Origin of the sequence: Micromonospora sp. NPDC002575 (genome assembly GCF_042889525.1) — a bacterium.
GTDB classification, from domain to species: domain Bacteria; phylum Actinomycetota; class Actinomycetes; order Mycobacteriales; family Micromonosporaceae; genus Micromonospora; species Micromonospora carbonacea.
Genome location: NZ_JBIARA010000011.1, coordinates 81,232 through 106,753, shown reverse-complemented (window position 1 = coordinate 106,753; position 25,522 = coordinate 81,232). Strand labels below are relative to the sequence as shown.

The 25,522-nt window shown below is 76.2% G+C and carries 3 protein-coding genes; all 3 read right to left on the bottom strand.

Translation table 11 applies throughout. The annotated features are described in order from the left end of the window. Positions 1-6: 6 nt before the first annotated feature. Positions 7-9,507, bottom strand: coding sequence for a type I polyketide synthase (locus ACFYWL_RS17995; RefSeq protein WP_386973858.1), 9,501 nt, complete (start codon positions 9,505-9,507; stop codon positions 7-9). Between the two features lie 45 nt (positions 9,508-9,552). Then, positions 9,553-14,496 (bottom strand): type I polyketide synthase, encoded by a 4,944-nt coding sequence (locus ACFYWL_RS17990; protein WP_386974181.1) that lies wholly within the window; start codon positions 14,494-14,496, stop codon positions 9,553-9,555. A gap of 72 nt (positions 14,497-14,568) precedes the next feature. Then, the gene (locus ACFYWL_RS17985; protein ID WP_386973855.1) at positions 14,569-25,509 is read right to left on the bottom strand and encodes a type I polyketide synthase; all 10,941 of its coding nucleotides are present in this window, start codon (positions 25,507-25,509) and stop codon (positions 14,569-14,571) included. Between the last annotated feature and the right edge of the window lie 13 nt (positions 25,510-25,522).

Genomic DNA, 25,522 nt, shown 5'->3' with positions numbered 1-25,522 from the left:
GCCGGGTCACGAGTCGGTGCCTTCCAGGGCCATCCGGACCAGGCCGGCGACGTCGAGCTCGCGGATCTCCGCCTCGGGGGCGGCCGGGGCGGCCGGCGTGGCCGGGCCGGTGACGGTGTGCGCGAGCTGGAGGAGCTGGTCGAGCAGGCCGGCCTGGCGCAGCTGGTCCAGCGGGATCGCGGCGAGGACCCGCCGCACCTGCTCCTCGTCGCCGCCGGAGCCGGCCGCGGCGGAACCGCCGGGTCCGGCGTCCGGGCCGGCCTCGCCGCCGAACAGCTCCTCGTGCAGGTGGTCGGCGAGGCCGGCCGGCGTCGGGTAGTCGAACACGACGGTGGTGGGCAGGTCGTGGCCGGTCGCGGCGGTGAGCAGGTTGCGTAGCTCCACGGCGGTCAGCGAGTCGAAGCCGAGGTCGAGGAAGCCCCGGTCGGTCTCGATCGCGTCGGCGGAGGAGTGGCCGAGGACCTTCGCCGCGTCGACCCGCACCATCTCCAGCAGCGCGGCCCGCCGTTCCTGGCCGGGCAGCGACCGCAGCCCGGCGAGCAGGTCCCGGCCGGCGGGCGCGGCCGGGTCCGGCGCGGCGGCCGGGGCGGCGGTCAGCGCGTGCACGGCCGGCAGGCCGGCCAGCAGCGGGCTGGGCCGCAGCGCGGTGAACAGCGGGTGGAAGGTGGCCCAGTCGACGTCGGCGACGGTGACGCAGGTGTCCCCGGCCGCGAGGGCGTGCCGCAGCCCGGCCATCGCCACGCCCGGCGGCATGACCCGCAGGCCCCGGCGGCGCAGCTGCTCCGGCGCGCCGTCGGAGAACATGCCCGACTCGGTCCACGGCCCCCACGCCACGGACGTGGCGGGCAGGCCCCGGCCCCGGCGCGCCTCGGCGAGCGCGTCGAGGTGCGCGTTGCCGGCGGCGTACGCGCCCTGCCCGCCGCTGCCCCACACCGCCGCGATGGACGAGAACAGCACGAACGCGTCCAGTTCGACGCCGTCGAGCAGCTCGTCGAGCAGTTCCGCGCCGACGAGCTTCGGGGCGATGACGTACGCGAGGTCCTCCAGCGTCGTGTCGGTCAGCGGCACCACCTCGCTGACCCCGGCGGCGTGCACCACGGCGCGCAGCGGCGGCCCGTCGCGGCGCAGGTCGGCGATCAGGTCGGTCATGCCGGCCCGGTCGGCGGCGTCGCACCGGGCGACCCGGCAGTCGACGCCGAGGGCGGTCAGCTCGGCGAGCAGCCCGGCCGCGCCGGGGGTGTCGGTGCCGCGCCGGCTGGTCAGCACCACCCGCTGCGCGCCGGCGGCGGCCACCCAGCGGGCCACGTGCCCGCCGAGCGCGCCGGTGCCGCCGGTGATCAGCACGGTGCCCCGCGGCTGCCACGGCTCCGGTTCCCCGGCGACGCCGGCCGGCGCGAGGCGGCGTACCAGCACGTCGGACTCGCGGACGGCGAGCTGGTCCTCGGCGACGCCGCCGGTGAGCACGTTGCCGAGCCGCATGGCCGCCCAACTGTCGATCGTGGCGGGCAGGTCGACCAGCCCGCCCCAGCGGGCCGGCTGCTCCAGCGCCGCCACCCGGCCCAGCCCCCACAGCGTCGCCTGCCGGGGGTTGGCCGGCGCGTCGCCGTCGCCGGTGCCGACCGCGCCCTGGGTGACGCACCACAGGCGGGCCGCCGCGTCGCGGTCGGCGAGTTCCTGGAGCAGCTGGACGGTCGCGGCGAGGCCGCGCGGCAGCGCCGGGTGCTCGGCGTGCGGGGCGTCGTCCAGGCCGAGGAAGGACAGCACCGACAGGGTCCCGTCGGCGGCGTCGAGGGCCTCGCCGAGCACGTCGGCGAGCTGCGCGCCCAGCTCGTCGGGGTCGGCGGCGAGGTCGACGCCGACGGTGGTCACGTCGGTGCCGAGGGTCCACGTGCAGGAGTCCAGGACGGGGTCGTCGACCCGGTCGGCGGGCAGCAGCACCAGCCAGTGGCCGGGCTCCTGCGGCTCCGGGGCGGCGGCGAGGGGCTCCCAGACCGCCCGGTAGCGGGAGGCGTCCACCAGGGACCGTTCCCGGCCGCGCCGCCGCCACGCCGACAGGGCCGGCAGCACCGCCCCGAACGGCTGGTCGCGGTCGACGTCCAGCTCGCGGGCCAGGGAGTCGAGGTCCTCGGCGTCGACGGCCGCCCAGAACCGGCGCTCGACCTCGGTGTCGTCGGCCGCGCCGTCCCCGGAGGCCGGGGCGGCGGCGGCCCACGGCGGCGGCTCCGGCCAGTACCGCTGCCGGTCGAACACGTACGTGGGCAGGTCGACGCGCTGCGCGCCCGTTTCGGCGTACAGGGCGGGCCAGTCGGGGCTGACGCCGTGGGTGTGCAGGGCGGCGACTGCCCGCAGCAGGGCCGCCGGCTCGGGGCGGTCCCGGCGCAGGGTCGGCGCGACCAGCGGGGCCCGCCCGCCGGCCGGGGCGCCCTCGGCGAGGACGGCCTGGGCGAGCGCGGTGAGCACCCCGTCGGGGCCGATCTCGACGTACGCGGTGACGCCCTGCCCGCGCAGGGCCGCGACGGCGTCGGCGAAGCGCACGGCGTCGCGGGCGTGCCGCGCCCAGTACGCCGGGTCGCCCAGCTCGTCGACGCCGACGGGCGCGCCGGTGACCGTGGAGACCATCGGCACGGTCGGGGCCTGCCAGTCCAGTCGACCGGCGACGGCGGCGAGGTCGGCGAGCACCGGGTCCATCAGCGGGCTGTGGAAGGCGTGGCTGACGGTGAGCCGCCGCACCCGTACGCCCCGGGCGGCCCACTCGGCGGCCAGCTCCTCGACGGCGTCGCCGGCCCCGGAGAGCACCACGGCGGCGGGGCCGTTGACGGCGGCGACGGAGACCCGGTCGGCGCGGTCGCCGAGCGAGGCGAGCACGTCGGCCTCGGCCGCGGCGACGGCGAGCATCGCCCCGCCGTCGGGCAGGGCCTGCATGAGCCGGCCCCGGGCGGCGACCAGCGCGGCGGCGTCGGCCAGGGAGAGCACCCCGGCGGCGTGGGCGGCGGCGAACTCGCCGATGGAGTGCCCGGCAACCACGTCGGGCCGCACGCCCCACGCGTCGAGGAGCCGGAACAGCGCCACCTCGACGGCGAACAGCGCCGGCTGGGTGTACTCGGTGCGGTCGAGCAGCGCCGCGTCGGCGGTGCCGGGCTCGGCGAACAGCACCGGCCGCAGCGGCCCGGGCAGGTGCGGGTCGCAGGCGGCGCAGACCTCGTCGAGGGCGGCGGCGAAGACGGGGAACGCCGCGGCCAGCTCGCGGCCCATCCCGGCCCGCTGCGCGCCCTGCCCGGAGAACAGGTACGCCACCTTCGGCCGGGGCGCGACGGACCCGGTGACCAGCAACGGCGAGTCGTCGCCGGTGGCGAGGGCGCGCAGCCCGGTGCGCAGGGCGATCCGGTCGGCGGCCAGGACGACGGCCCGGTGGTCCAGGTCGGCCCGGGACACCGCCGACGACCAGCCGACGTCGACCATCGGCGGGGCCTCCGGCCCGGTGAGCTGGTCGGCCCACGGCCCGGCCTGGGCGGCGAGGGCCGCCGGGGTACGCGCCGACAGCAGCACCGGCACCACCGGCAGCCGGCCCGGGTCGCCGGCCGGCGCGACCGGGGCGGGCTCGTCGGGGGCCTGCTCCAGGATGGTGTGCGCGTTGGTGCCGCTGATGCCGAAGGAGGAGACGGCGGCCCGGCGCGGGTGGCCGGTGACCGGCCAGGGCCGGCCCTCGGTGAGCAGCTCGACCGCGCCAACGGTCCAGTCCACCTGGTCGGTGGGCTCGTCGACGTGCAGGGTCGCCGGCAGGAACCCGTAGCGCAGGGCGAGGACCATCTTGATGATGCCAGCCACCCCGGCGGCGGCCTGGGTGTGGCCGATGTTCGACTTGATCGAGCCGAGCCACAGCGGCTGGTCGGCGGGCCGCTCCCGCCCGTACGTGGCGAGCAGCGCCTGCGCCTCGATCGGGTCGCCCAGCTTCGTGCCGGTGCCGTGCGCCTCGACGGCGTCCACGTCGGCGGCGGTGAGCCCGGCGTTGGCCAGGGCCTGCCGGATGACCCGCTGCTGCGACGGCCCGTTCGGGGCGGTCAGCCCGTTGGACGCGCCGTCCTGGTTGACGGCGGAGCCCCGGATCACCGCGAGCACGGGGTGGCCGTTGCGGCGGGCGTCGGACAGCCGCTCCACCAGCAGCACGCCCAGCCCCTCGCCCCAGCTCGTGCCGTCGGCGGCCGACGCGAACGCCTTGACCCGGCTGTCCGGGGCCAGCCCCCGCTGCCGGCTGAAGCCGACGAACACGCCGGGGGTGGACATGACGGTGACGCCGCCGACGAGGGCCATCGAGCACTCCGCCTGGCGCAGCGCCTGGCAGGCCCAGTGCAGGGCGACCAGCGACGACGAGCAGGCCGTGTCGACCGACACGGCGGGCCCCTCCAACCCGAGGGTGTACGACACCCGGCCGGAGAGCACGCTGCCGGCGTTGCCGGTCATCAGGTGCCCCTCGGCGCCCTCGGCGCTGAACATGAGGTTGCGGTAGTCCTGGTAGTTGGTGCCGACGAACACGCCGGTGGGGGTGCCCCGCAGGGCCTGCGGGTCGATGCCGGCCCGCTCGATGGCCTCCCAGGACGCCTCCAGCAGCAGCCGCTGCTGCGGGTCCATGGCCAGGGCCTCGCGGGGGCTGATGCCGAAGAACCCGGGGTCGAAGTCGGCGACGCCGTCGACGAAGCCGCCCTCCCGGGCGTAGCTGGTGCCCTCGTTCTCCGGGTCGGAGTCGAACAGCCGGTCGAGGTCCCAGCCCCGGTCGGTGGGGAACTCGCCGATCGCGTCGCCGCCGGCGGCGAGGAGCTGCCACAGCCGCTCCGGGTTGTCCGCGCCGCCGGGCAGCCGGCAGCTCATGGCGACGATCGCGATGGGCTCGTCGTCCACGGGCGCGGCGGCCGGCGCGGGCGTGGCCGGGTCGGGGTCGGCGCCGGTGAGCAGCTCCGCCAGGTGCGCGGCGAGCGCCGTCGGGTTCGGGTAGTCGAACGCGAGCGTGGCGGGCAGCCGCAGGTCGGTGGCGGTGGCCAGGAAGTTGCGCATGTCCACGGCGGTCAGCGAGTCCAGCCCCAGGTCCCGGAACGGCCGGGTGGCCGGCACGTCGTCGGCCGAGCCGTAGCCCAGCGCGGTCGCCGCGCACTGGCGGACCAGCTCCAGCAGCGCCTCGGCGCGGTCGGCCCGGGACAGCCCGGCGAGCCGGCGGGCGAGCGCCCCCGACGGCGTGTCCGCCTCCTCGTCGGCGTCCGGCGCGGCGGCGGGCCGGGCCGCCTCGATCACCTCGGGCAGGTCGCCGATCAGCGGGCTGGGCCGGACCAGGGTGAACGCGGGGGCGAACCGGGCCCAGTCGATGTCGGCGATCAGCGTCGTCGTCTCGCCCCGGCGCAGCGCGCGGGCGAGGGCCTCGACGGCCAGGTCGGGGTCCATGCCGACCATGCCGCCCCGGCGCAGCCGCTGCTGGGCGCGCTCGTTGTCGGCGGGCAGGCCGGCCCCGCTCCACGCCCCCCACGCCACGGACAGGGCGGGCCGGCCCTGCGCGCGTCGCCGCTCGGCGAGGGCGTCGAGGTAGGCGTTCGCCGCCCCGTACGCGCCCTGGCCGGCGTTGCCGGTGGTGCCGGCGACGGAGGAGAACAGCACGAACGCGTCGAGGTCCAGGTCGCGGGTCAGCTCGTCGAGGTGGTCGGCGGCGACGCACTTGGGCGCGGCGACGGTGTGCAGGCGCAGCGGGGTGGCCGTGTCGACGATGCCGTCGTCGAGGACGGCGGCGGTGTGCAGCACGGCGCTCACCGGCGCGTCGGCCGGTGCGGCGGCGAGCAGGGTGGCGAGCTGGGCGCGGTCGGTGACGTCGCAGGCGGCGACGGTGACCCGTACGCCGAGGTCGGTCAGCTCGGCCTCCAGCTCGGCCGCGCCCGGGGCGTCGGGGCCGCGCCGGCTGGCCAGCAGCAGGTGCGCCGCGCCGTGGCGGGCGGCCCAGCGGGCGAGGTGACCGCCGAGGCCGCCGGTGCCGCCGGTGATCAGCACGGTGCCGCGCATCCGCCAGCCGTCGACCGATTCGTCGCTGTCCGGCGAGGTCGGGGCGTCGGGGGTGGTCGGCTCGGGGTCGGTGATCCGGGTGAGCCGGCGGGCGTACACCCCGGAGTCGCGGACGGCGAGCTGGTCCTCGCCGCCGGTGTCGCCGAGCGCCGCGCAGAGCAGGGCGCCGGCGTGGGCGTCGAGGCTGTCGGGCAGGTCGACCAGGCCGCCCCAGCGGCCGGGGTGTTCCAGGGCGACGGCGCGGCCGAGGCCCCAGACGGCGGCGGCCGTGGGGTGCGGCGGCTGGTCGTCGTCGGCGGCGGCGACGGCCCCCCGGGTCGCGCACCACAGCGGAGCCTCGACGCCGAGCGTCCCGAGCGCCTGCACCAGCGCGACCGTCCCGGTGACGCCGAGGGTGGTGGCGGGGTGGTCGGGGTGCGCCCGCCCGTCGAGGCCGAGCAGGGACAGCACGGCCGCCGGCCCGTCCGCCGGCAGCGCGGCGCGCAGCCCGTCGGCGAGGGTCGCGGCGTCGCCGGTGGCGTCCACCTCGACGGGTACGACGTCCGCGCCGAAGTTGCCGAGCGCGCCGAGCACCCCGGCGACCAGCGGATCGTCGGCCGTGCCGGCGGGCACCGGGACCAGCCAGGTGCCGGCGAGCCAGGTCAGCGGCAGGTCGGGCAGGGCATGCCAGGTGATCCGGTACCGCCACCGGTCGATGTCGGGCGCGTCGCCGCCCTGAGTGAGGAACAGCGGCGGGGCGGGCCAGTACCGGTGGTGGTCGAACGCGTAGGTGGGCAGCGGCACGGTGCCGGCCTGGGCGAGGACCTTCGTGAGGTCGACGGGCAGGCCGATGGCGTGCGCGGTGGCGAGGTTGGTCAGCAGCCGGGTCGGGTCGTCCTCGCCCCGGCGCAGGCTGCCGATCGTGTGCCCGGTGACCCCGGCGTCGTCGAGGATCGCGGTCACCGGCATGGTGAGCACCGGGTGCGGGCTGATCTCGACGAACGTGGTGTGTCCGGCCGCGACAGCGACGCGCACGGCGGCGTCGAACTGCACGGTCTGCCGCAGGTTGTCATACCAGTAGTCCGCCGTCATCGACGCCGGGTCGGCCCAGTTCCCCGTCAGCGTCGAGACGAGCCGGACCCGGCCGGGCAGAGGGGTGACGTCGGCCAGGTCCGCGCGGAGGCGTTCGGCGACGTCCTGCACGGACGGGGAGTGCGAGGCGTAGTCCACCGGGATCAACCGCGCCCGGATGCCCTCGTCCTGACACGCCTGCACCAGGTCCGCGACAGGCTGCGGCGGACCCGACACCACCACCGTCGCCGGACCGTTCACGGCCGCGACGCCGACGCCCGGGAACCCGGACAGCCGCTCGTTGACCGCCTCGGCGGACAGGTCCACCGACGCCATCGCACCGGTCCCCCGCAACACCGCAAGCGCCCGCGACCGCAGGGCGACCGTCTTCGCCGCGTCCTCCAGGGACAGAATGCCCGCGACACACGCGGCACCGATCTCGCCCTGCGAGTGGCCGATCACCGCCGCCGGCACCACACCCGCGTGCTCCCACACCGCAGCCAAAGCGATGCCCACGGCCCACAGCACAGGCTGCACGACCTCCACCCGCTCCAGCCACGACTCGTCGTCCCCGGTCAACACGGACACGAGATCCACGTCGAGATAGGGGGCCAGGGCCCGCTGACACTCCGCCAGGCGCGCGTCGAACACCGGCGCACGGCCCACCAGACCGGCGGCCATCCCCGCCGACTGCGCACCCTGACCCGGGAACACGAACACCGGACCCGCACCCGACGACGCGGCCACACCCGACACCACGTTGCCCGCCGGCAGACCGGACGCGAGGGCGTCCAGCCCCGACAGCAGCTCGGCCACACCCGACCCGACCACCACGGCCCGCTGCTCGAACGTGGCCCGGGTCGTCGCCAGGGACCAACCGACCGCCGCCGGGTCCACGTCACCGTGCTCCCGCACGTGAGCGGCCAGCCGGGCAGCCTGACCGGCCAGGGCCGCCTTCGACCGGGCCGACACCGGCCACACCGTCACGTCGGCGTCGACCAGACCCGGCGAGCGGGTCCCGGTCGGCGCGTCGGCGGGCTCGTCGGGCTGTTCGAGGATGACGTGGGCGTTGGTGCCGGAGATGCCGAACGACGACACCGCCGACCGCCGGACACGACCCGTCCCCGGCCACGGCGTCGCCTCGGTGGCCAACTCCACCGCACCCGCCGACCAGTCGATGTGCGGCGACGGGGCATCCACGTGCAGCGTCGCCGGGACGACGCCGTGCCGCATGGCGAGGACCATCTTGATCACGCCGGCCACGCCGGCCGCCGCCTGGGCGTGCCCGATGTTGGACTTGACCGAGCCGAGCAGCAGCGGCGCGGCGTCGCCCCGGTCCTGCCCGTAGGTGGCCAGGAGCGCCTGCGCCTCGATCGGGTCACCGAGCGTGGTGCCGGTGCCGTGCGCCTCCACCACGTCCACGTCGGCCGTGGACAGGCGGGCCGAGGCGAGGGCCTGGCTGATCACCCGCTGCTGGGCCGGCCCGTTCGGGGCGGTCAGCCCGTTGGACGCGCCGTCCTGGTTGACGGCGGAGCCGCGTACGACGGCGAGGACCTGGTGGCCGTGGCGGCGGGCGTCCGACAGCCGCTCCACCAGCAGCCAGCCGACGCCCTCGGAGAAGCCGGCCCCGTCGGCGGCGGCGGCGAACGACTTGCACCGCCCGTCGGGGGCGAGGGCGCGTTGCCGGCTGGACCCGATGTAGAGGCCGGGGGTGGCCATGACGGTGACGCCGCCGGCCAGGGCGAGGTCGCACTCCCCCGCCCGCAGGGCCTGCACGGCGAGGTGCAGCGCGACCAGCGACGACGAGCAGGCCGTGTCGATGGAGACGGCCGGCCCTTCGAGGCCGAGGGTGTACGACACGCGGCCGGACGCGACGGCCGCCGCGCCGCCGGTCATCGAGTGGCCCTCGTCGCCGTCGGGCGACATCATCAGCAGGGTCCCGTAGTCCTGCCCGTTGGTGCCGACGAACACGCCGGTGCGGCTGCCGCGCAGCGAGGCGGGGTCGATGGCGGCGGACTCGACGGCCTCCCAGGCGGTCTCCAGCAGCAGCCGCTGCTGCGGGTCCATGGTCAGCGCCTCGCGGGGCGAGATGCCGAAGAACGCGGCGTCGAAGTCGCCGGCCCCATCGAGGAACCCGCCGTCGCGGGCGTACGAGGTGCCCGGGTGGTCGGGGTCGGGGTGGTAGAGCCGCTCGACGTCCCAGCCCCGGTCGGCGGGGAACGGGGCGACGGCGTCCCGGCCCTGGCTCAGCAGCTCCCACAGGTCGTCGGGGTTGCGCACCCCGCCGGGCAGGCGGCAGCTCATCGCCACGATCGCGACCGGCTCCAGTTCCTGGGACTGCGCCTCACTGAGCCGACGGCGGGTGTCGTGGAGATCAGCCATGACCCGCTTGAGGTAGTCGCGGAGCTTGTCTTCATTGGCCATCGGGATGCCGCTTCCTCGCAAGGGACGGGGGTGAGCCGGGGCGGGTCAGGAGATGCCGAGGTCCTTGTCCACCATCGCGAACAGTTCGTCGTCGGTGGCGTCGTCGAGGTGCCGGCCGATGTCGCCGCCCCCGCTGGCCTGGCCGAGACGGGAGAGCATCGCCTGGAGACGTACGGTGGCCCGCACCCGGGCCGCCTCGTCGCGTGCCACGACGTCGAGGCTGTCGGCGATCCGGTCGAGGTCGTCGAGGAGGACTGTCGGGGTGACCACGTCGTCGTGGGCGACCTCGGCGAAGAGGTACTCCGCCAGCGTCGTCGGCGTCGGGTAGTCGAAGACGAGGGTTACGGGCAGGGCGACGCCGGTGGCGGAGCCGAGCCGGTTGCGCAGCTCGACGGCGGTGACGGAGTCGAAGCCCAGCTCGCGGAACGCCCGGTGCTCGTCGACCGACTCGGCGGACGGGTAGTTGAGCACGGCGGCGACCTGGCCCCGGACGAGGCCGAGGAGCACGGCGAGCCGGTCGGCGGCGGGCAGCCCGGCGAGCCGCTCCTGGAGCGTGTCGGGGCCGTCGCCGGTCTCCACGGTGGCGATCCGCTCGGTCGCCTGGAGCCGCCGCACGTCGGGCAGGTCGCTGATCAGCGGGCCGGGTCGGGTGGCGGTGAAGGCGACGGAGAACCGCTCCCAGGCGATGTCGGCGATGGTGAGGAACGCCTCGCCGTGGTCGACGGCCTGGTGCAGGGCGGCGATGGCCGCGTCGGGGGCCATTTCGGGTACGCCGTGGCGGTGCAGCAGCTCGCCGAGCGGCCCGTCGGCCATGCCGCCGCCGGCCCACGCGCCCCAGGCGATGGAGGTGGCGGGCAGGCCGAGGCCCCGCCGGTGCTGGGCGAGGGCGTCGAGGAACGCGTTGCTGGGCGCGTAGTTGCCGACGCCGGAGCTGGCGACGCTGCCGGCGAAGGAGGAGAACATGACGAACGCGGACAGGTCCAGGTCGAGGGTCAGCTCGTGCAGGTGGTACGCGACGTCGACCTTGGCCCGGAGCACCCGTTCGATCTGGTCCAGCCGGATGTCGTTGATCATGGCGTCGTCGAGGACGGCGGAGGCGTGCACGACCGTGGTGAGGGGGTGCTCGGCGGGGATCGACTCGATCAGCGCGGCGAGGGCGTCGCGGTCGGCGGCGTCGCACTCGACCACGCTGGCCTGCGCGCCCAGCGCGGTGAGGTCGTCGACGAGTTGCTGCGCGCCGGGCGCGTTCATGCCCCGGCGGCTGGCGACGACGATGTTCTGCACGCCGCTGCGGGCCAGCCAGCGGGCGGCGTGCCCGCCGAGGGCGCCGGTGCCGCCGGTGACGAGCGCCGTCCCGTAGGGCTCCCACGGGTTGGCGGGCTGGCTGTCGCCCAGCGGCACGCGGGTGAGCCGGCGGGCGAGGAGGCCGCCGGGGCGTACCGCGATCTGGTCCTCGTCCCCGGCGGCGGTGAGGGCCGCGACCAGCAGGCCGGCGCAGCGCTCGTCGACGGCCTCGGGCAGGTCGACGAGGCCGCCCCAGCGCTGCGGGTGCTCCAGGGCGGCGACCCGGCCGAAGCCCCAGACGAGGGCCTGCACCGGGGAGCGCAGCAGGTCGGCGCGGCCGACGGAGGCGGCGCCGGAGGTGACGGCCCACATGGGGGCGCGCAGGCCCACGTCGCCGAGGGCCTGGAACAGCGCGACGGTGGCGGCGAAGCCGCCGGGCACGGACGGGTGCAGCGGGTGGACCAGCTCGTCGAAGGCGAGCAGCGACACCACGCCGGTCACCTCGGCGGGCCCGTCGGTGCCGCCGCCGGTGGCGACGAGGGCCTCGCGCAGCAGCTTGCCGAGCAGGTCGCGGTCGGCGTCGGTGGTGGAGACGGGCACGGCGACGACGCTCGCGCCGGCCGCCGTGATGGCCTCGACGCAGGCGTCCTGCCAGGGCTCGACGATGTCGCCGGTGGGCAGGACCACGACCCAGGTGCCGGTCATGCCCCGGTTGGCGATGCCGGTGAGCGGCTTCCAGGTGTCCTGGTAGCGCCAGCTGTCGATGTCGGACTGCCGGCGGCGCTTGCGCCGCCAGGAGGTGAGCAGCGGCAGGGCGGGGCCGAGCGCGTCGACGGCCTCGTAGGCGGGGGTGTCGTCGGTGGCGACGGCCTCGGCGAGAGCCGTGAGGTCGCCGCGTTCCACGGCGGCCCAGAAGCTGGCGTCGTCGGGGTTGGCCGCGCCCTGGAGCAGCGCCTCCAGGTCGACGCCGCCGCTGCCGTCGAGCCAGAACCGCTGGTGGTCGAACGCGTACGTGGGCAGCGGCACCACGTCGGCCTGGGCGAGGACCTTCGTCAGGTCGACGGGCAGGCCGATGGCGTGCGCGGTGGCCAGGTTGGTCAGCAGCCGGGTCGGGTCGTCGTCGCCCCGGCGCAGACTGCCGATCGTGTGGCCGGTTGCCCCGGCGTCGTCGAGGATCGCTGTGACCGGCATCGTCAGCACCGGGTGCGGGCTGATCTCGATGAATGTGGCGTGCCCGGCCGCCACGGCGACCCGCACGGCCGCGTCGAACTGCACCGTCTGCCGCAGGTTGTCGTACCAGTAGTCCGCCGTCATGCTCCCCGGCTCAACCCAGTCACCCGTCAACGTCGACACGAGCCGGGTGTGACCGGGCTGCGGAGCGACGTCGGCCAGGTCGGCGCGCAACCGCTCGGCAACGTCCTGCACCGACGGGGAGTGCGAGGCGTAGTCCACCGGGATCAACCGCGCCCGGATCCCGTCGGCCTGACAGGCGTCCACCAGGTCCGCGACGGGCTGCGGCGGGCCGGACACGACCACCGTCGACGGGCCGTTCACGGCGGCGACGCCCACACCCGGGAACCCGGACAGCCGCTCGGTGACCGCCTCGGCGGACAGGTCCACCGACGCCATCGCACCGGTCCCCCGCAACACCGCAAGCGCCCGCGACCGCAACGCCACCGTCTTCGCCGCATCGTCCAGGGACAGAATCCCCGCCACACACGCGGCACCGATCTCACCCTGCGAGTGGCCGACGACCGCGTCGGGCATGACGCCGGCCGCCCGCCACACGGCGGCCAGGGCGACGCCCACGGCCCACAGGACCGGCTGCACGACCTCCACCCGCTCCAGCCACGACTCGTCGTCGCCGGTCAGCACGGAGACCAGGTCGACGTCCAGGTAGGGGGCGAGGGCCCGCTGACACTCGGCGAGCTTCGCGTCGAACACCGGCGTACGACCGACCAGGCCGGCGGCCATCCCCGCCGACTGCGCGCCCTGGCCGGGGAAGACGAAGACGGGGCCGGGGCCGGAGCCGACGACCGTGCCGGTGACCAGGTTGCCGGCCGGCTGGCCGGCGGCGAGGGCGTCGAGCCCGGCCAGCAGCTCACCGGCGTCCACGCCGACGACGGCGGCGCGGTGGTCGAACGTGGACCGGGTGGTGGCCAGGGACCAGCCGACCGCCGCCGGGGCGACGTCGCCGTGCTCCCGCACGTGGGCGGCGAGCCGGGCGGCCTGGCCGGCGAGGGCGGCCTTCGACCGGGCGGACACGGGCCACACCGTCACGTCCGAGTCGACGAGGGCGGGCGAGACGGCGACCGTCTCGGTGGCCTCGGCCTCGGCGTCGTCCGGGGCGGCGGCCTGCGGCCGGTACTCCTCCAGGATCACGTGGGCGTTGGTGCCGCTGACGCCGAACGAGGAGACGCCGCCGCGCCGGGGGCGGCCCAGCTCGGGCCACGGCCGGGACTCCGTGAGCAGCGACACCGCCCCGGCAGTCCAGTCGACGTGCTTCGACGGCTCGTCGACGTGCAGGGTCTCCGGCAGCACCCCGTTGCGCAGCGCCATCACCATCTTGACCAGGCCGGCGACCCCGGCTGCGCTCTGGGTGTGGCCGATGTTGGACTTCACCGAGCCCAGCCAGAGCGGCCGGTCGGCGGGGCGGTCCTGCCCGTACGTGGCGATGAGCGCCTGCGCCTCGATCGGGTCGCCGAGGGTGGTGCCGGTGCCGTGCGCCTCCACCACGTCGACGTCGGCGGCGCCGAGCCGGGCGTTGGCGAGGGCGGCCCGGATGACCCGCTGCTGGGAGGGGCCGTTGGGGGCGGTGAGGCCGTTGGACGCGCCGTCCTGGTTGAGGGCGCTGCCCCGGATCACGGCGAGGACGGGGTGGCCGTTGCGCTCGGCGTCGGCGAGCCGCTCGACGACGAGGACGCCGCCGCCCTCGCCCCAGCCAGTGCCGTCCGCGCCCGCCGCGAACGCCTTGCAGCGGCCGTCGACGGACATGCCGCGCTGCCGGGAGAAGACGACGAAGACGCCCGGGGTGGCCATGACGGTGACGCCGCCGGCGATGGCGAGGTCGCACTCGCCCCGCCGCAGCGCGTTCACGGCGAGGTGCAGGGCGACCAGCGACGAGGAGCAGGCGGTGTCGACGGTGACGGCCGGGCCGTTGAGGCCGAGGGTGAACGAGATCCGGCCGGACGCGACGCTTGTGGTGTTGCCGGTGCCGAGGTACATGTCGACGCCCTCGGGGACGTTCGGCAGGCCCATGCCGTAGTTGGAGGTGCTCACGCCAACGAAGACGCCGGTGGAGCTGCCCCGCAGCGACAGCGGGTCGATGCCGGCCCGCTCGACGGCCTCCCACGACGTCTCCAGCAGCAGCCGCTGCTGCGGGTCCATCGCCAGGGCCTCGCGCGGGGAGATGCCGAACAGGGTCGGGTCGAACGCCCCGGCGTCGTCGAGGAACCCGCCGACGCGGGTGTAGCTCTTGCCCGGCTTGTTCGGGTCCGGGTCGTAGAGGGCCTCCAGGTCCCAGCCCCGGTCGGCCGGGAACTCGGTGAGGGCGTCCCGGCCGTCGGCGACGATCTCCCACAGGTCCTCGGGTGACCGGACGCCGCCGGGGAAGCGGCAGCTCATCGAGACGATGGCGAGGGGCTCGCTGTCGCGGGCCTCGACGGTCTGGAGCTTGCGTTTCGTGTCGTGCAGGTCGGCGGTCACCCGCTTGAGGAAGTACCGCAGCTTGTCGTCGCTCATCGGGCCGCACCTGCCTCGATCCGGAAGTCGGTCATCTCAGGAGATTCCAAACTCTTTGCTGATGAAGTCGAAGATCTCGTCGTCGCTGGCCGCGTCGAGATCGGGCCGGTCCTGCTCCGCGGCGGGGCCGGCGGCGAGGTCGGTCGCCTTGGCGAGCAGGTCCCGCACGCGGGCGGTGAACCGGTCCCGGGCCGCCGGGTCGAGCGGGATGGTGGTGAGCAGGCTCTCCACGGTGTCGATGCCGGAGAAGATGGGCTGGGTGGACGGGGCCGCGTCGGCGGCGATGTCGCCGGCCAGCCGCTCGGCGAGCGCGGCCGGCGTCGGGTAGTCGAACACCAGCGTCGCCGGCAGCCGCAGCCCCGACAGGGCGTTGAGCCGGTTACGCAGGTCGACGGCGGTGAGCGAGTCGAAGCCCAGGTCGGTGAAGAGGCGGCCCGGGTCGACGGCGTCGGCGCTGGCGTGGCCGAGGACGGCGGCGATGTTGGCCCGGACCACGTCGAGCACGACCCTGAGCCGTTCGGGCCCGGCCAGGCCGGCGAGCCGCTGGGTGAGCGGCACCCCGCCGGTGCGGGCGCCGGCGTCGACCGAGCGCCGCATCGGGGCCCGGACCAGGGCCCGCAGCAGCGGCGCGAGGGCGCCCGCCTCGGCCTGGGCGCGCAGCGCCGGCACGTCGAGGCGCATCGGCACGACGGCCGCCGCGTCGAGCCGCCACGCCGCGTCGAAGAGGTCGAGGGCCTGCCCGGTGGCCAGGCCCGCCGCGCCCTGCTCGGCGATACGCCGCACGTCGGCGTCGCCGAGGTGGCCGGTCATGCCGCTGGCCTGCTCCCACAGGCCCCAGGCGAGGGAGATGCCGGGCAGCCCCCGGGCCCGCCGGTGCGCGGCGAGCGCGTCGAGGAACGCGTTGGCCGCCGCGTAGTTGGCCTGGCCGGCGCTGCCCAGCGTGGCCGCCGCCGAGGAGAACAGCACGAACGCGGCGAGGTCCAGGCCGGCGGTGAGCCGGTGCAGGTGCCACGCCGCGTCGATCTTCGGCACGGCCACCGCGTCGACCCGTTCGGGGGTCATCGACTCCAGCACCCCGTCGTCGAGGACACCGGCGGCGTGCACGACGGCGGTGAGCGGGTGCGCGGCGGGCACCCCGGCCAGCAGCGCCGCGAGCGCGTCCGGGTCGGCGGCGTCGCAGGCGGCGACGGTCACCCGTGTGCCGGTCTCGGCCAGCTCGGCGACGAGGTCGCCGATGCCGTCGGCCGCCGCGCCGCGCCGCCCGGCCAGCAGCAGGTGCCGCACGCCGTGGGTGGTGGCGAGGTGCCGGGCCAGGATCCGGCCCAGCACGCCGGTGCCGCCGGTGATCAGGACGGTGCCGTCGGGGTCGACGCCGCCGGGCAGCGGCTCCACCCCGGCCGGCACTCGGCCGAGGCGCGGCGTGCGCACCTGACCGGCCCGCACCGCGAGCTGCGGCTCCCCGGAGCCGATCGCGGCAGCCAGCGCGGCGGCGCTGCCCGGGTCGGCGTCCAGGTCGACCAGTTGCAGCCGGCCGGGGTGTTCGAGCTGCGCGGTGCGCAGCAGGCCCCACACCGGGGCCTGGGTCAGGTTGACCGCCGGCTGCTCGCCCGCCGCGACCGCGTCGCGGGTGACCAGCACCAGCCGGGACCCGGCGAACCGGTCGTCGGCGAGCCAGGTCCGCACCGCCGCGAGGGTACGGTGCGTCGCGGCCCGCGCCTGCGCGGCGAGCGCCGGCCCCTCGTCGTCCCCGCCGCCGCCGACCGCGACGATCACCGCCTCGGGCACGGGCTCGCCCCCGGCGAGCAGGTCGCCGAGCGAGTCCAGGTCGACGTCGCTGCGCACCCGCGCGCCGGCCGACTCGCAGGCGGCGCTGAGGGTCAGGTCGTCGCCGCCGAGCACCGCCCAGCGGGTGGCCGCCGGCACCGGGCCGGTCGGCACGGGCAGCGCCGGCCAGTCCACCTGGAACAGCGACTCGTGCCGGCCGGAGCGGGCCGCGCCGAGGGAGTCACCGGAGACCCGGCGCATGATCAGGGACTCGGCGTGCAGCACCGGCGCGCCGGTGGCGTCGGCCACCTGGAAGGCGACGCCGACCTCACCGGCCGCGCTGACCCGCACCCGCAGGGCGGTGGCCCCGGCGGCGAGCAGGGACACCCCGGTCCAGGCGAACGGCAGCCGGGGCACGGTGGCGTCGCCGCCGTCGCCCATCCGGCCGAGGAACCCGCCGATCGACATGGCCTGCAACGCGCCGTCCAACAGCGCCGGGTGCACCCCGAACCGGCCCGCCTCGACGTGGTGGTCGGCGGGCAGCTCCACCTCTGCGAACACCTCGTCGCCCCGGGTCCACGCGGCGCGCAGGCCGCGGAACGCCGGCCCGTACCCGAAGACGGTCGCCTCGATGCCGGAGTAGAAGTCGTCGTTCTCGACGGGGATCGCGCCGGGCGGCGGCCACACCCCGAGGTCGAAGGCCGGCGGGTCGGTCGGGGCCGGGGCGAGCAGGCCGGTGGCGTGGCAGGTCCAGGCCACGTCGGCGAGGACCTCGTCGGAGCCGTCCCGGTAGGGGCGGGAGTGCAACTGCACGGCCCGGCGGCCGTCGTCGTCGCGTTCGGCCACGGTGAGCTGCACCTGGAGGGAGCCCAGCTCGGGCAGGACGAGCGGGGCGAGCAGCGTCAGCTCGTCGACCCTCGGGCAGCCGGCCTGCTCGCCCGCGTACGTCGCCAGCTCCACGAACGCGGTGCCGGGCAGCAGGATGTTGCCCATCACCCGGTGCTCGCCGAGCCACGGGTGGGTACGCACCGACAGCCGGCCGGTGAACACCATCCGCTCGCTGTCGGGGAAGGTGAGGGTGGCGCTGAGCAGCGGGTGCCCGGCGTCCTGGAGGCCGGCGGAGGCGACGTCCTGCGCCCGGTGCGCGGGCGGCTCCACCCAGAACCGCTGGTGCTCGAACGCATACGTGGGCAGAGCGACGGTGCCGGTGGCGGCGAGGACCTTCGTCAGGTCGACGGGCAGGCCGATGGCGTGCGCGGTGGCGAGGTTGGTCAGCAGCCGGGTCGGGTCGTCGTCTCCCCGGCGCAGGCTGCCGAGGGTGTGGCCGGTGACCCCGGCGTCGTCGAGGATCGCGGTCACCGGCATCGTCAGCACCGGGTGCGGGGAGATCTCCACGAACATGGCGTGCCCGGCCGCCACGGCGACCCGCACGGCCGCGTCGAACTGCACCGTCTGCCGCAGGTTGTCGTACCAGTAGTCGGCCGTCATGCTCCCCGGCTCGACCCAGTCACCCGTCAGCGTCGACACGAGCCGGGTGTGGCCGGGCTGCGGGGTGACGTCGGCCAGGTCGGCGCGCAGCCGCTCGGCCACCTCCTGCACGGACGGGGAGTGCGACGCGTAGTCCACCGGGATCAACCGCGCCCGGATTCCCTCGTCCTGACACGCCTGCACGAGGTCCGCGACGGGCTGCGGCGGACCCGACACCACCACCGTCGCCGGACCGTTCACCGCCGCCACACCCACACCCGGGAACCCGGACAGCCGCCCGGCGACCGCCTCGGCGGGCAGGTCCACCGAGGCCATCGCACCGCTGCCCCGCAGCACGGCCAGGGCCCGCGACCGCAGGGCGACCGTCCTCGCCGCATCCTCCAGGGACAGAATCCCCGCCACACACGCGGCGCCGATCTCACCCTGCGAGTGGCCGATCACTGCCTGCGGCGACACTCCCGCCTGCTCCCACACGGCGGCCAGGGCGATGCCCACGGCCCACAGGACCGGCTGCACCACCTCCACCCGCTCCAACCACGACTCGTCATCCCCGGTCAGCACCGACACGAGATCCACGTCGAGATACGGGGCAAGGGCACGCTGACACTCCGCCAGGCGCGCGTCGAACACCGGCGTACGGCCGACCAGGCCGGCGGCCATCCCCGCCGACTGCGCACCCTGACCCGGGAACACGAACACCGGACCAGCACCGTGCCCAGAGGCGACGCCGCTGACCACGTTGCCCGCCGGCTGGCCACCAGCCAGGGCGTCCAGGCCGGCGAGAAGTTCCTCCACGCCCGACCCGACCACGGCGGCCCGCTGGTCGAACGTCGACCGGGTCGTCGCCAGGGACCAACCGACCACCGCCGGGTCCACGTCGCCGTGCTCCCGCACGTACGCGGCCAACCGGGCCGCCTGACCGGCCAGCGCCGCCTTCGACCGCGCCGACACCGGCCACACCGTCACGTCGGCGTCGACGAGCCCCGGCGAACGGGCCCCGGCCGGCGCGTCGGCGGGCTCGTCGCCCTGCTCGACGATGACGTGGGCGTTGGTGCCGGAGATGCCGAACGACGACACCGCCGCCCGACGCGGCCGGTCCACCACCGGCCACGGACGCGCCTGCGTCACCAGATCCACCGCACCCGCCGACCAGTCAATGTGCGGCGACGGCTCATCCACATGCAGGCTCGCCGGCACCACACCATGCCGCATCGCCTGCACCACCTTGATCACACCCGCCACACCCGCCGCCGCCTGCGCATGACCGATGTTCGACTTGATCGACCCCAACAACAGCGGCCGGTCGCCGGGACGGTCCTGCCCGTACGTCGCCAGCAGCGCCTGCGCCTCGATCGGGTCGCCCAACGTCGTGCCCGTGCCGTGCGCCTCCACCACGTCCACGTCCGCCGTCGACAGACGCGCGTTGGCCAGGGCCTGCCGGATCACCCGCTGCTGCGACGGACCATTCGGCGCGGTCAGGCCGTTCGACGCCCCGTCGGAGTTGATCGCGGTGCCGCGTACCACGGCGAGGACGTGCCGGCCCTGCCGGCGGGCGTCGGAGAGGCGCTGCACGAGGAGCATGCCGACGCCCTCGGACCAGCCCGTCCCGTCGGCCGACGCCGCGAACGACTTGCACCGACCGTCGGCGGCCAGGCCGCGCTGGCGGGAGAACTCGACGAACGCGGTCGGGGTGGCCATCACCATCACGCCGCCGGCCAGGGCGAGGTCGCACTCGCCCGCCCGCAGCGCCTGCCCGGCCCAGTGCAGGGCCACCAGGGACGACGAGCAGGCCGTGTCGAGGGAGACGGCCGGCCCTTCGAGGCCGAACGTGTACGCCACCCGGCCGGAGATGACGCTGCTGGTCATCCCGGTCAGCATGTAGCCCTCGGCGGCCTCCGGCGAGTACGCGAGCAGGCTGCCGTAGTCCTGGCCGCTGGTGCCGACGAACACGCCGGTGCTGCTGCCCCGCAGCGTGGCCGGGTCGATGCCGGCGCTCTCGAAGGACTCCCAGGTGGTCTCCAGCAGCAGCCGCTGCTGCGGGTCCATGGCCAGGGCCTCGCGGGGGCTGATGCCGAAGAAGCCGGGGTCGAACCGGTCGACGCCGTGCAGGAAGCCGCCGCCGCGGGCGTAGAAGGTGCCGCTGGCGTCGGGGTCGGGGTTGTAGAGGCTGTCGAGGTCCCAGCCCCGGTCGGTGGGCAGGTCGGTGACCGCGTCGACGCCGTCGGCGACGAGCCGCCACAGGTCGTCGGGGGACCACACGCCGCCGGGGAGGCGGCAGGCCATGCCGATGATGGCGAGGGGCTCGTCGTCGCCGACCGCCACGGTGGTGGTGGCGGGCCGGACGGGCACCGGCGTGCCGGCGATCTCCGTGCCGAGGTGGGCGGCGAGGTCGGCCGGGGTGGGGTAGTCGAAGACGAGGGTGGCGGGCAGCCTCATCCCGAACGCGTTGTTGAGGCGGTTGCGCATCTCGACGGCGGTGAGCGAGTCGAAGCCGAACTCGCTGAACGCCCGGCGCGGCTCGATCGCGGCCGGGTCGGGGTAGCCGAGCACGGCGGCGGCCTGCCCCCGGACGATCTCGACGAGGGCGGCGACCCGGTCGGCGTCGCCGAGCGCGGCGAGCTGCTGGACCAGGGACGCGCCGGTGGTCGCGGCGGCGGCGCGGGCGGGGGTGCGGATCAGGGCCCGGTACAGCGGCGGGATGCTGCCCCCGGCGAACTGCGCCTTCATCGCGGCGAGGTCGAGGCGGGCGGGCACGAGCGCGGCGTCGGTGCGGCGGCAGGCGGCGTCGAAGAGGGCCAGCCCCTCCTCGGCCTCCATGGCGGCGACGCCGGAGCGGGAGATCCGGTTGAGGTGGACGTCGTCCAGCTCGGTGGTCATGCCGCTGCGGTCGGCCCACAGGCCCCAGGCGAGGGTGAGGGCGGCGAGGCCACGCGCCCGGCGGTGCTGGGCGAGGCCGTCGAGGAACGCGTTGGCGGCGGCGTAGTTGCCCTGGCCGGGGCCGCCGGCGGTGGCGGCGAGCGACGAGTACGAGACGAACGCCTTCAGGTCGAGGCCGGCGGTCAGCTCGTGCAGGTGCCAGGCGGCGTCGACCTTGGGCCGCAGCACGCCGTCCATCCGCTCGGGGGTGAGCGAGGAGACGACGCCGTCGTCGCGTACCCCGGCGGCGTGGACGACTGCGGTGAGCGGGTGCGCGGCGGGGATGGCGGCGAGCAGCTCGGCGACGGCGGCCCGGTCGGCGACGTCGCAGGCGGCGGCGGTGACGGTCGCGCCGAGTTCGGCGAGTTCGGCGCAGAGTTCGGGGATGCCGGCGGCGGCCCGGCCGCGCCGGCTGGTGAGGATCAGGTGCCGGACGCCGTGGACGGTGACGAGGTGGCGGGCCATGAGCTGCCCGAGGGTGCCGGTGGCGCCGGTGACGAGGACGGTCCCGTCGCCGTCGAACGGGGCGGCGGGCGGCTCGGCGGGAGCGGGCACGCGGGTGAGCCGGGCCCCGGCGGCGACGCCGGCACGGATCACGACCTGCGGCTCGTCGGTGTCGACGGCGGGGACGAGGGCGGCGGCGCAGCCGGCCGGGTCGTCGACGTCGACCAGCAGGAATCGGTCGGGGTTCTCCGACTGCGCGGAGCGGACGAGGCCGATGACGGCCGCGCCGGCCAGGTCGGTGAGGTCGGCGTCGGCGGCCGTGGCGACGGCGCCCCGGGTGAGCACGACGAGCCGGGAGGCGGCGTACCGGTCGTCGGCGAGGAACCGCTGCAACACGTCGAGCGCCCGGTGGGTGACCTCGGCGACGGCGCGGGGCACGTCGTCGGTGGCCGGCGGATCGAGGAACGGCACGACCAGCACGCCGGGCGCGTCCGTGCCGGCGTCCAGCGCGGCGGCCAGGCCCGCCAGGTCGGGGTACGCGGCGACGGCCGTCCCGGTGGCGGCGAGCGCGTCGGCGAGGCCGGCGGCGTCGCCGACGACGGCCCAGTCCGCGCCCGACGGGCCGGCGGGCAGGGCGAGCGGGGCCCACTCGATGCGGTACAGCGACTCGGTGCCGCCGCCGGAGGCGACGCGGAGCTGGTCGGCGGAGACGGGCCGCAGCACGAGGGAGCCGACGGAGATGATCGGCGCGCCGTCGACGTCGGCGAGCAGCAGGGAGACGCTGTCGGTGCCGGTGTGCGAGACGCGGACCCGGGCCGCCGCCGCGCCGGCCGCGTGCAGGGCGACGTCGTTCCAGGAGAACGGCAGCCGGCCGTAGCCGGGCGGCACGTCCGCGCCGGACGGTTCGCCGGCCGGCGTGGTGAGGCCGAGGGTGTGCAGGGCGGCGTCGAGCAGCGCCGGGTGCAGTCCGTACCCGCCGGCCTCGGCGGCTGGGGTCTCCGGCAGGGCCAGTTCGGCGAAGAGGTCGTCGCCGCGCCGCCAGGCGGAGCGCAGCGCGATGAAGGACGGGCCGTAGTCGTAGCCCTGGGCGGCGAGGTTGAGGTACAGGTCGTCGGTGGCTACCTCGGTGACGCCGGGGGGCGGCCAGGCGGTGAGGTCGGCCCAGCCGGGCGGGCCGCTGGGGGTGGCCGGGCCGCTGGCGAGCACGCCGCTGGCGTTGCGGGTCCAGCCGCGTTCGCCGCCCTCGGCCGGTTCGCCGTCGACGGCGGAGTGCAGGGAGACGGACCGGCAGCCGGTGTCGTCGGCGGGGCCGATCCAGAGTTGGATGTCGACGCCGCCGGTCTCCGGCAGGATCAGCGGCGCTTCCAGGGTCAGCTCGCGGACGTGGTCCGCGCCGACGTGCGCGCCGGCCTGCAACGCCAGCTCGACGAAGCCGGTGCCGGGCAGCAGCACGGTGTCGAAGACGACGTGGTCGCTGATCCACGGGTGGGTACGCCGGGAGAGCCGGCCGGTGAACAGGAAGCCCTCGGCGTGGGCGACGCCGACGGCCGCGCCGAGCAGGGGGTGCTGGGCGGGGCGCAGGCCGACGGCGGTGACGTCGCCGGTCCACCCCGCGCCGGCCTCGGGCCAGTACCGCTGGTGCTGGAACGCGTACGTGGGCAGGTCGACCCGGGTGGCGTCGGTGCCGGCGAACCACGGCCGCCAGTCCACGCCGACGCCGTGCACGTGCAGCTCGGCGAGAGCGGCGAGCAGGGCGTCCGCCTCGGGGCGGTCCTTGCGTCCGGCGGCGACGGCGAGCACGCCGCCGGCGTCGGGCAGGATCTCGGCGGTCAGCGCGGTGAGGACGCTCGACGGCCCGATCTCCAGGTAGGCGCCCGCCCCGGCGGCGCGCAGCGCGGCGATGCCGTCGGCGTAGCGGACGGCCTCCCGCACGTGCCGCACCCAGTAGTCCGGGTTGCGGATCTCGTCGGCGTCGGCGAGCGCCCCGGTCACGTTGGACACCACGGGCAGCGCGGGCGCGGCGAAGGCCAGCGTCTCCAGCACCGACCGGAACTCGGCGAGCATCGGCTCCATCAGCGGGCTGTGGAACGCGTGGCTGACCGTGAGCCGGCGGGTGCGTACGCCCCGCTCCCGCCACGCCCGCTCGACCTCGTCCAGGGCGTCGACGGCGCCGGAGACGACCACCGACGACGGCCCGTTGACGGCGGCGATCCCGACGTCGGCGCGACCGGCGATGGAATCCGCCACCGCTGCCTCGGCGGCGTTGACCGCGAGCATCCCGCCCCCGGCGGGCAACGCCTGCATCAGGCGACCCCGCGCCGCCACCAACGCACACGCATCCGACAGGGACAACACCCCCGCCACGTGCGCGGCGGTGATCTCACCGACCGAATGACCACCGACGAAGTCCGGCGTCACCCCGAACGACTCGACGAGGCGGAACAACGCCACCTCGACGGCGAACAACCCGGCCTGCGTGAACACGGTCTGGTCCAGCAGGCCGGCGTCGGGGCTGCCCGCGTCCGCGAACAGCACCGGCTTGAGCGGCTGCGGCAGCAGCGGATCCAGGTGGCCGCACACCTCGTCCAACGCCGAGGCGAAGACCGGGAACGCGGCGTACAACTCCCGGCCCATCCCGGCGCGCTGCGCACCCTGACCGGAGAACAGCACCGCCAGCGGACCCTGGTCGGCGGCCTGGCCGACCACCGCGCCGGACGGGTCGCCGGCCGCGAGGGCCCGCAGCCCGGCGGCGAGGTCGTCGCGGCCGGTGGCGGCGACGACCGCCCGGTGGTCCAGGGCGGAGCGGGTGGCGACCGACGAGAAGGCGACGTCGAGGGGGCGCAGGTCGCCGTCGGCGTCCAGCCGGTCGGCCCAGCGGCCGGCCTGGGCGGCGAGCGCGGCGGCGTCGCGGGCCGACACCAACACCGGTACGACCGGCCGGTCGGCCGGCGGCGCGGTGTCGGCCGGGGCCGGCTCGGGGGCCGGGGCCTGCTCGACGATGACGTGTGCGTTGGTGCCGGACACCCCGAACGACGACACCGCCGACCGGCGGGGCCGCGCGACGGACGGCCACTCGGTGGCCTCGGTGACCAGCTCGACGGCGCCGGTGTCCCAGTCGACCTGGGGGGTGGGGGCGTCGACGTGCAGGGTGGGCGGCACGACGCCGTGCTGCATGGCGAGGACCATCTTGATCACACCGGCGACGCCGGCGGCGGCCTGCGCGTGCCCGATGTTGCTCTTGATCGAGCCGAGCAGCAGCGGCGCGGCGTCGCCCCGGTCCTGCCCGTACGTGGCGAGCAGCGCCTGCGCCTCGATGGGGTCGCCGAGGCGGGTGCCGGTGCCGTGCGCCTCCACCACGTCGACGCCGCCGGCGGCGAGGCCGGCGTTGGCCAGGGCCTGCTGGATCACCCGCTGCTGCGACGGCCCGTTGGGGGCGCTCAGCCCGTTGGACGCGCCGTCCTGGTTGACGGCGGAGCCCCGCACCACGGCGAGGACGGGGTGGCCGTTGCGCTGCGCGTCGGAGAGCCGCTCCAGCAGCAGCACGCCGACGCCCTCGGACCACCCCGTGCCGTCGGCGGCGGCGGCGAACGCCTTGCACCGGCCGTCGGCGGCCAGGCCGCGCTGCCGGGAGAACTCGACGAACGCGGCCGGGGTGCACATGGCGGTGACCCCGGCGACGACGGCGAGGGTGCACTCCCGCTGCCGCAGCGCCTGCCCGGCGAGGTGCAGGGCGACCAGCGAGGAGGAGCAGGCGGTGTCGATGGTGACCGCCGGGCCCTCCAGGCCGAACGTGTAGGAGATGCGGCCCGAGACGACGCTGCCGGCGTTGCCGGTCATCAGGTGCCCCTCCAGGCCCTGCGCGGCGCCCATGAGCACGCCGCCGTAGTCCTGGCCGGTGGAGCCGGCGAAGACGCCGGTGCGGCTGCCGCGCAGCGAGTGCGGGTCGATGCCGGCCCGCTCGAAGACCTCCCACGACGTCTCCAGCAGCCACCGCTGCTGCGGGTCCATGGCCAGGGCCTCGCGGGGGGAGATCGCGAAGAAGCCCGGGTCGAAGTCCGCGAGGTCGTGGACGAAGCCGCCCTGCCGGGTGTACGAGGTGCCGGACTGCTCGCCGTCGGCGTCGTAGAGCGCCCCCAGGTCCCAGCCCCGGTCGGCCGGGAAGTCGCCGACCACGTCCCGGCCGGACGCGACGACGTCCCACAGGTCCTCAGGCGAGCGCACGCCGCCGGGGAAGCGGCAGCTCATGGAGACGATGGCGATCGGTTCCTGCTCGCCGGCCTCCACCTCGCGCAGGCGCTGGCGCACCTGGTGCAGGTCGGCGGTGACCCGCTTGAGGTAGTCGAGAAGCTTCGCCTCGTCAGCCATGGACCGCCCACTC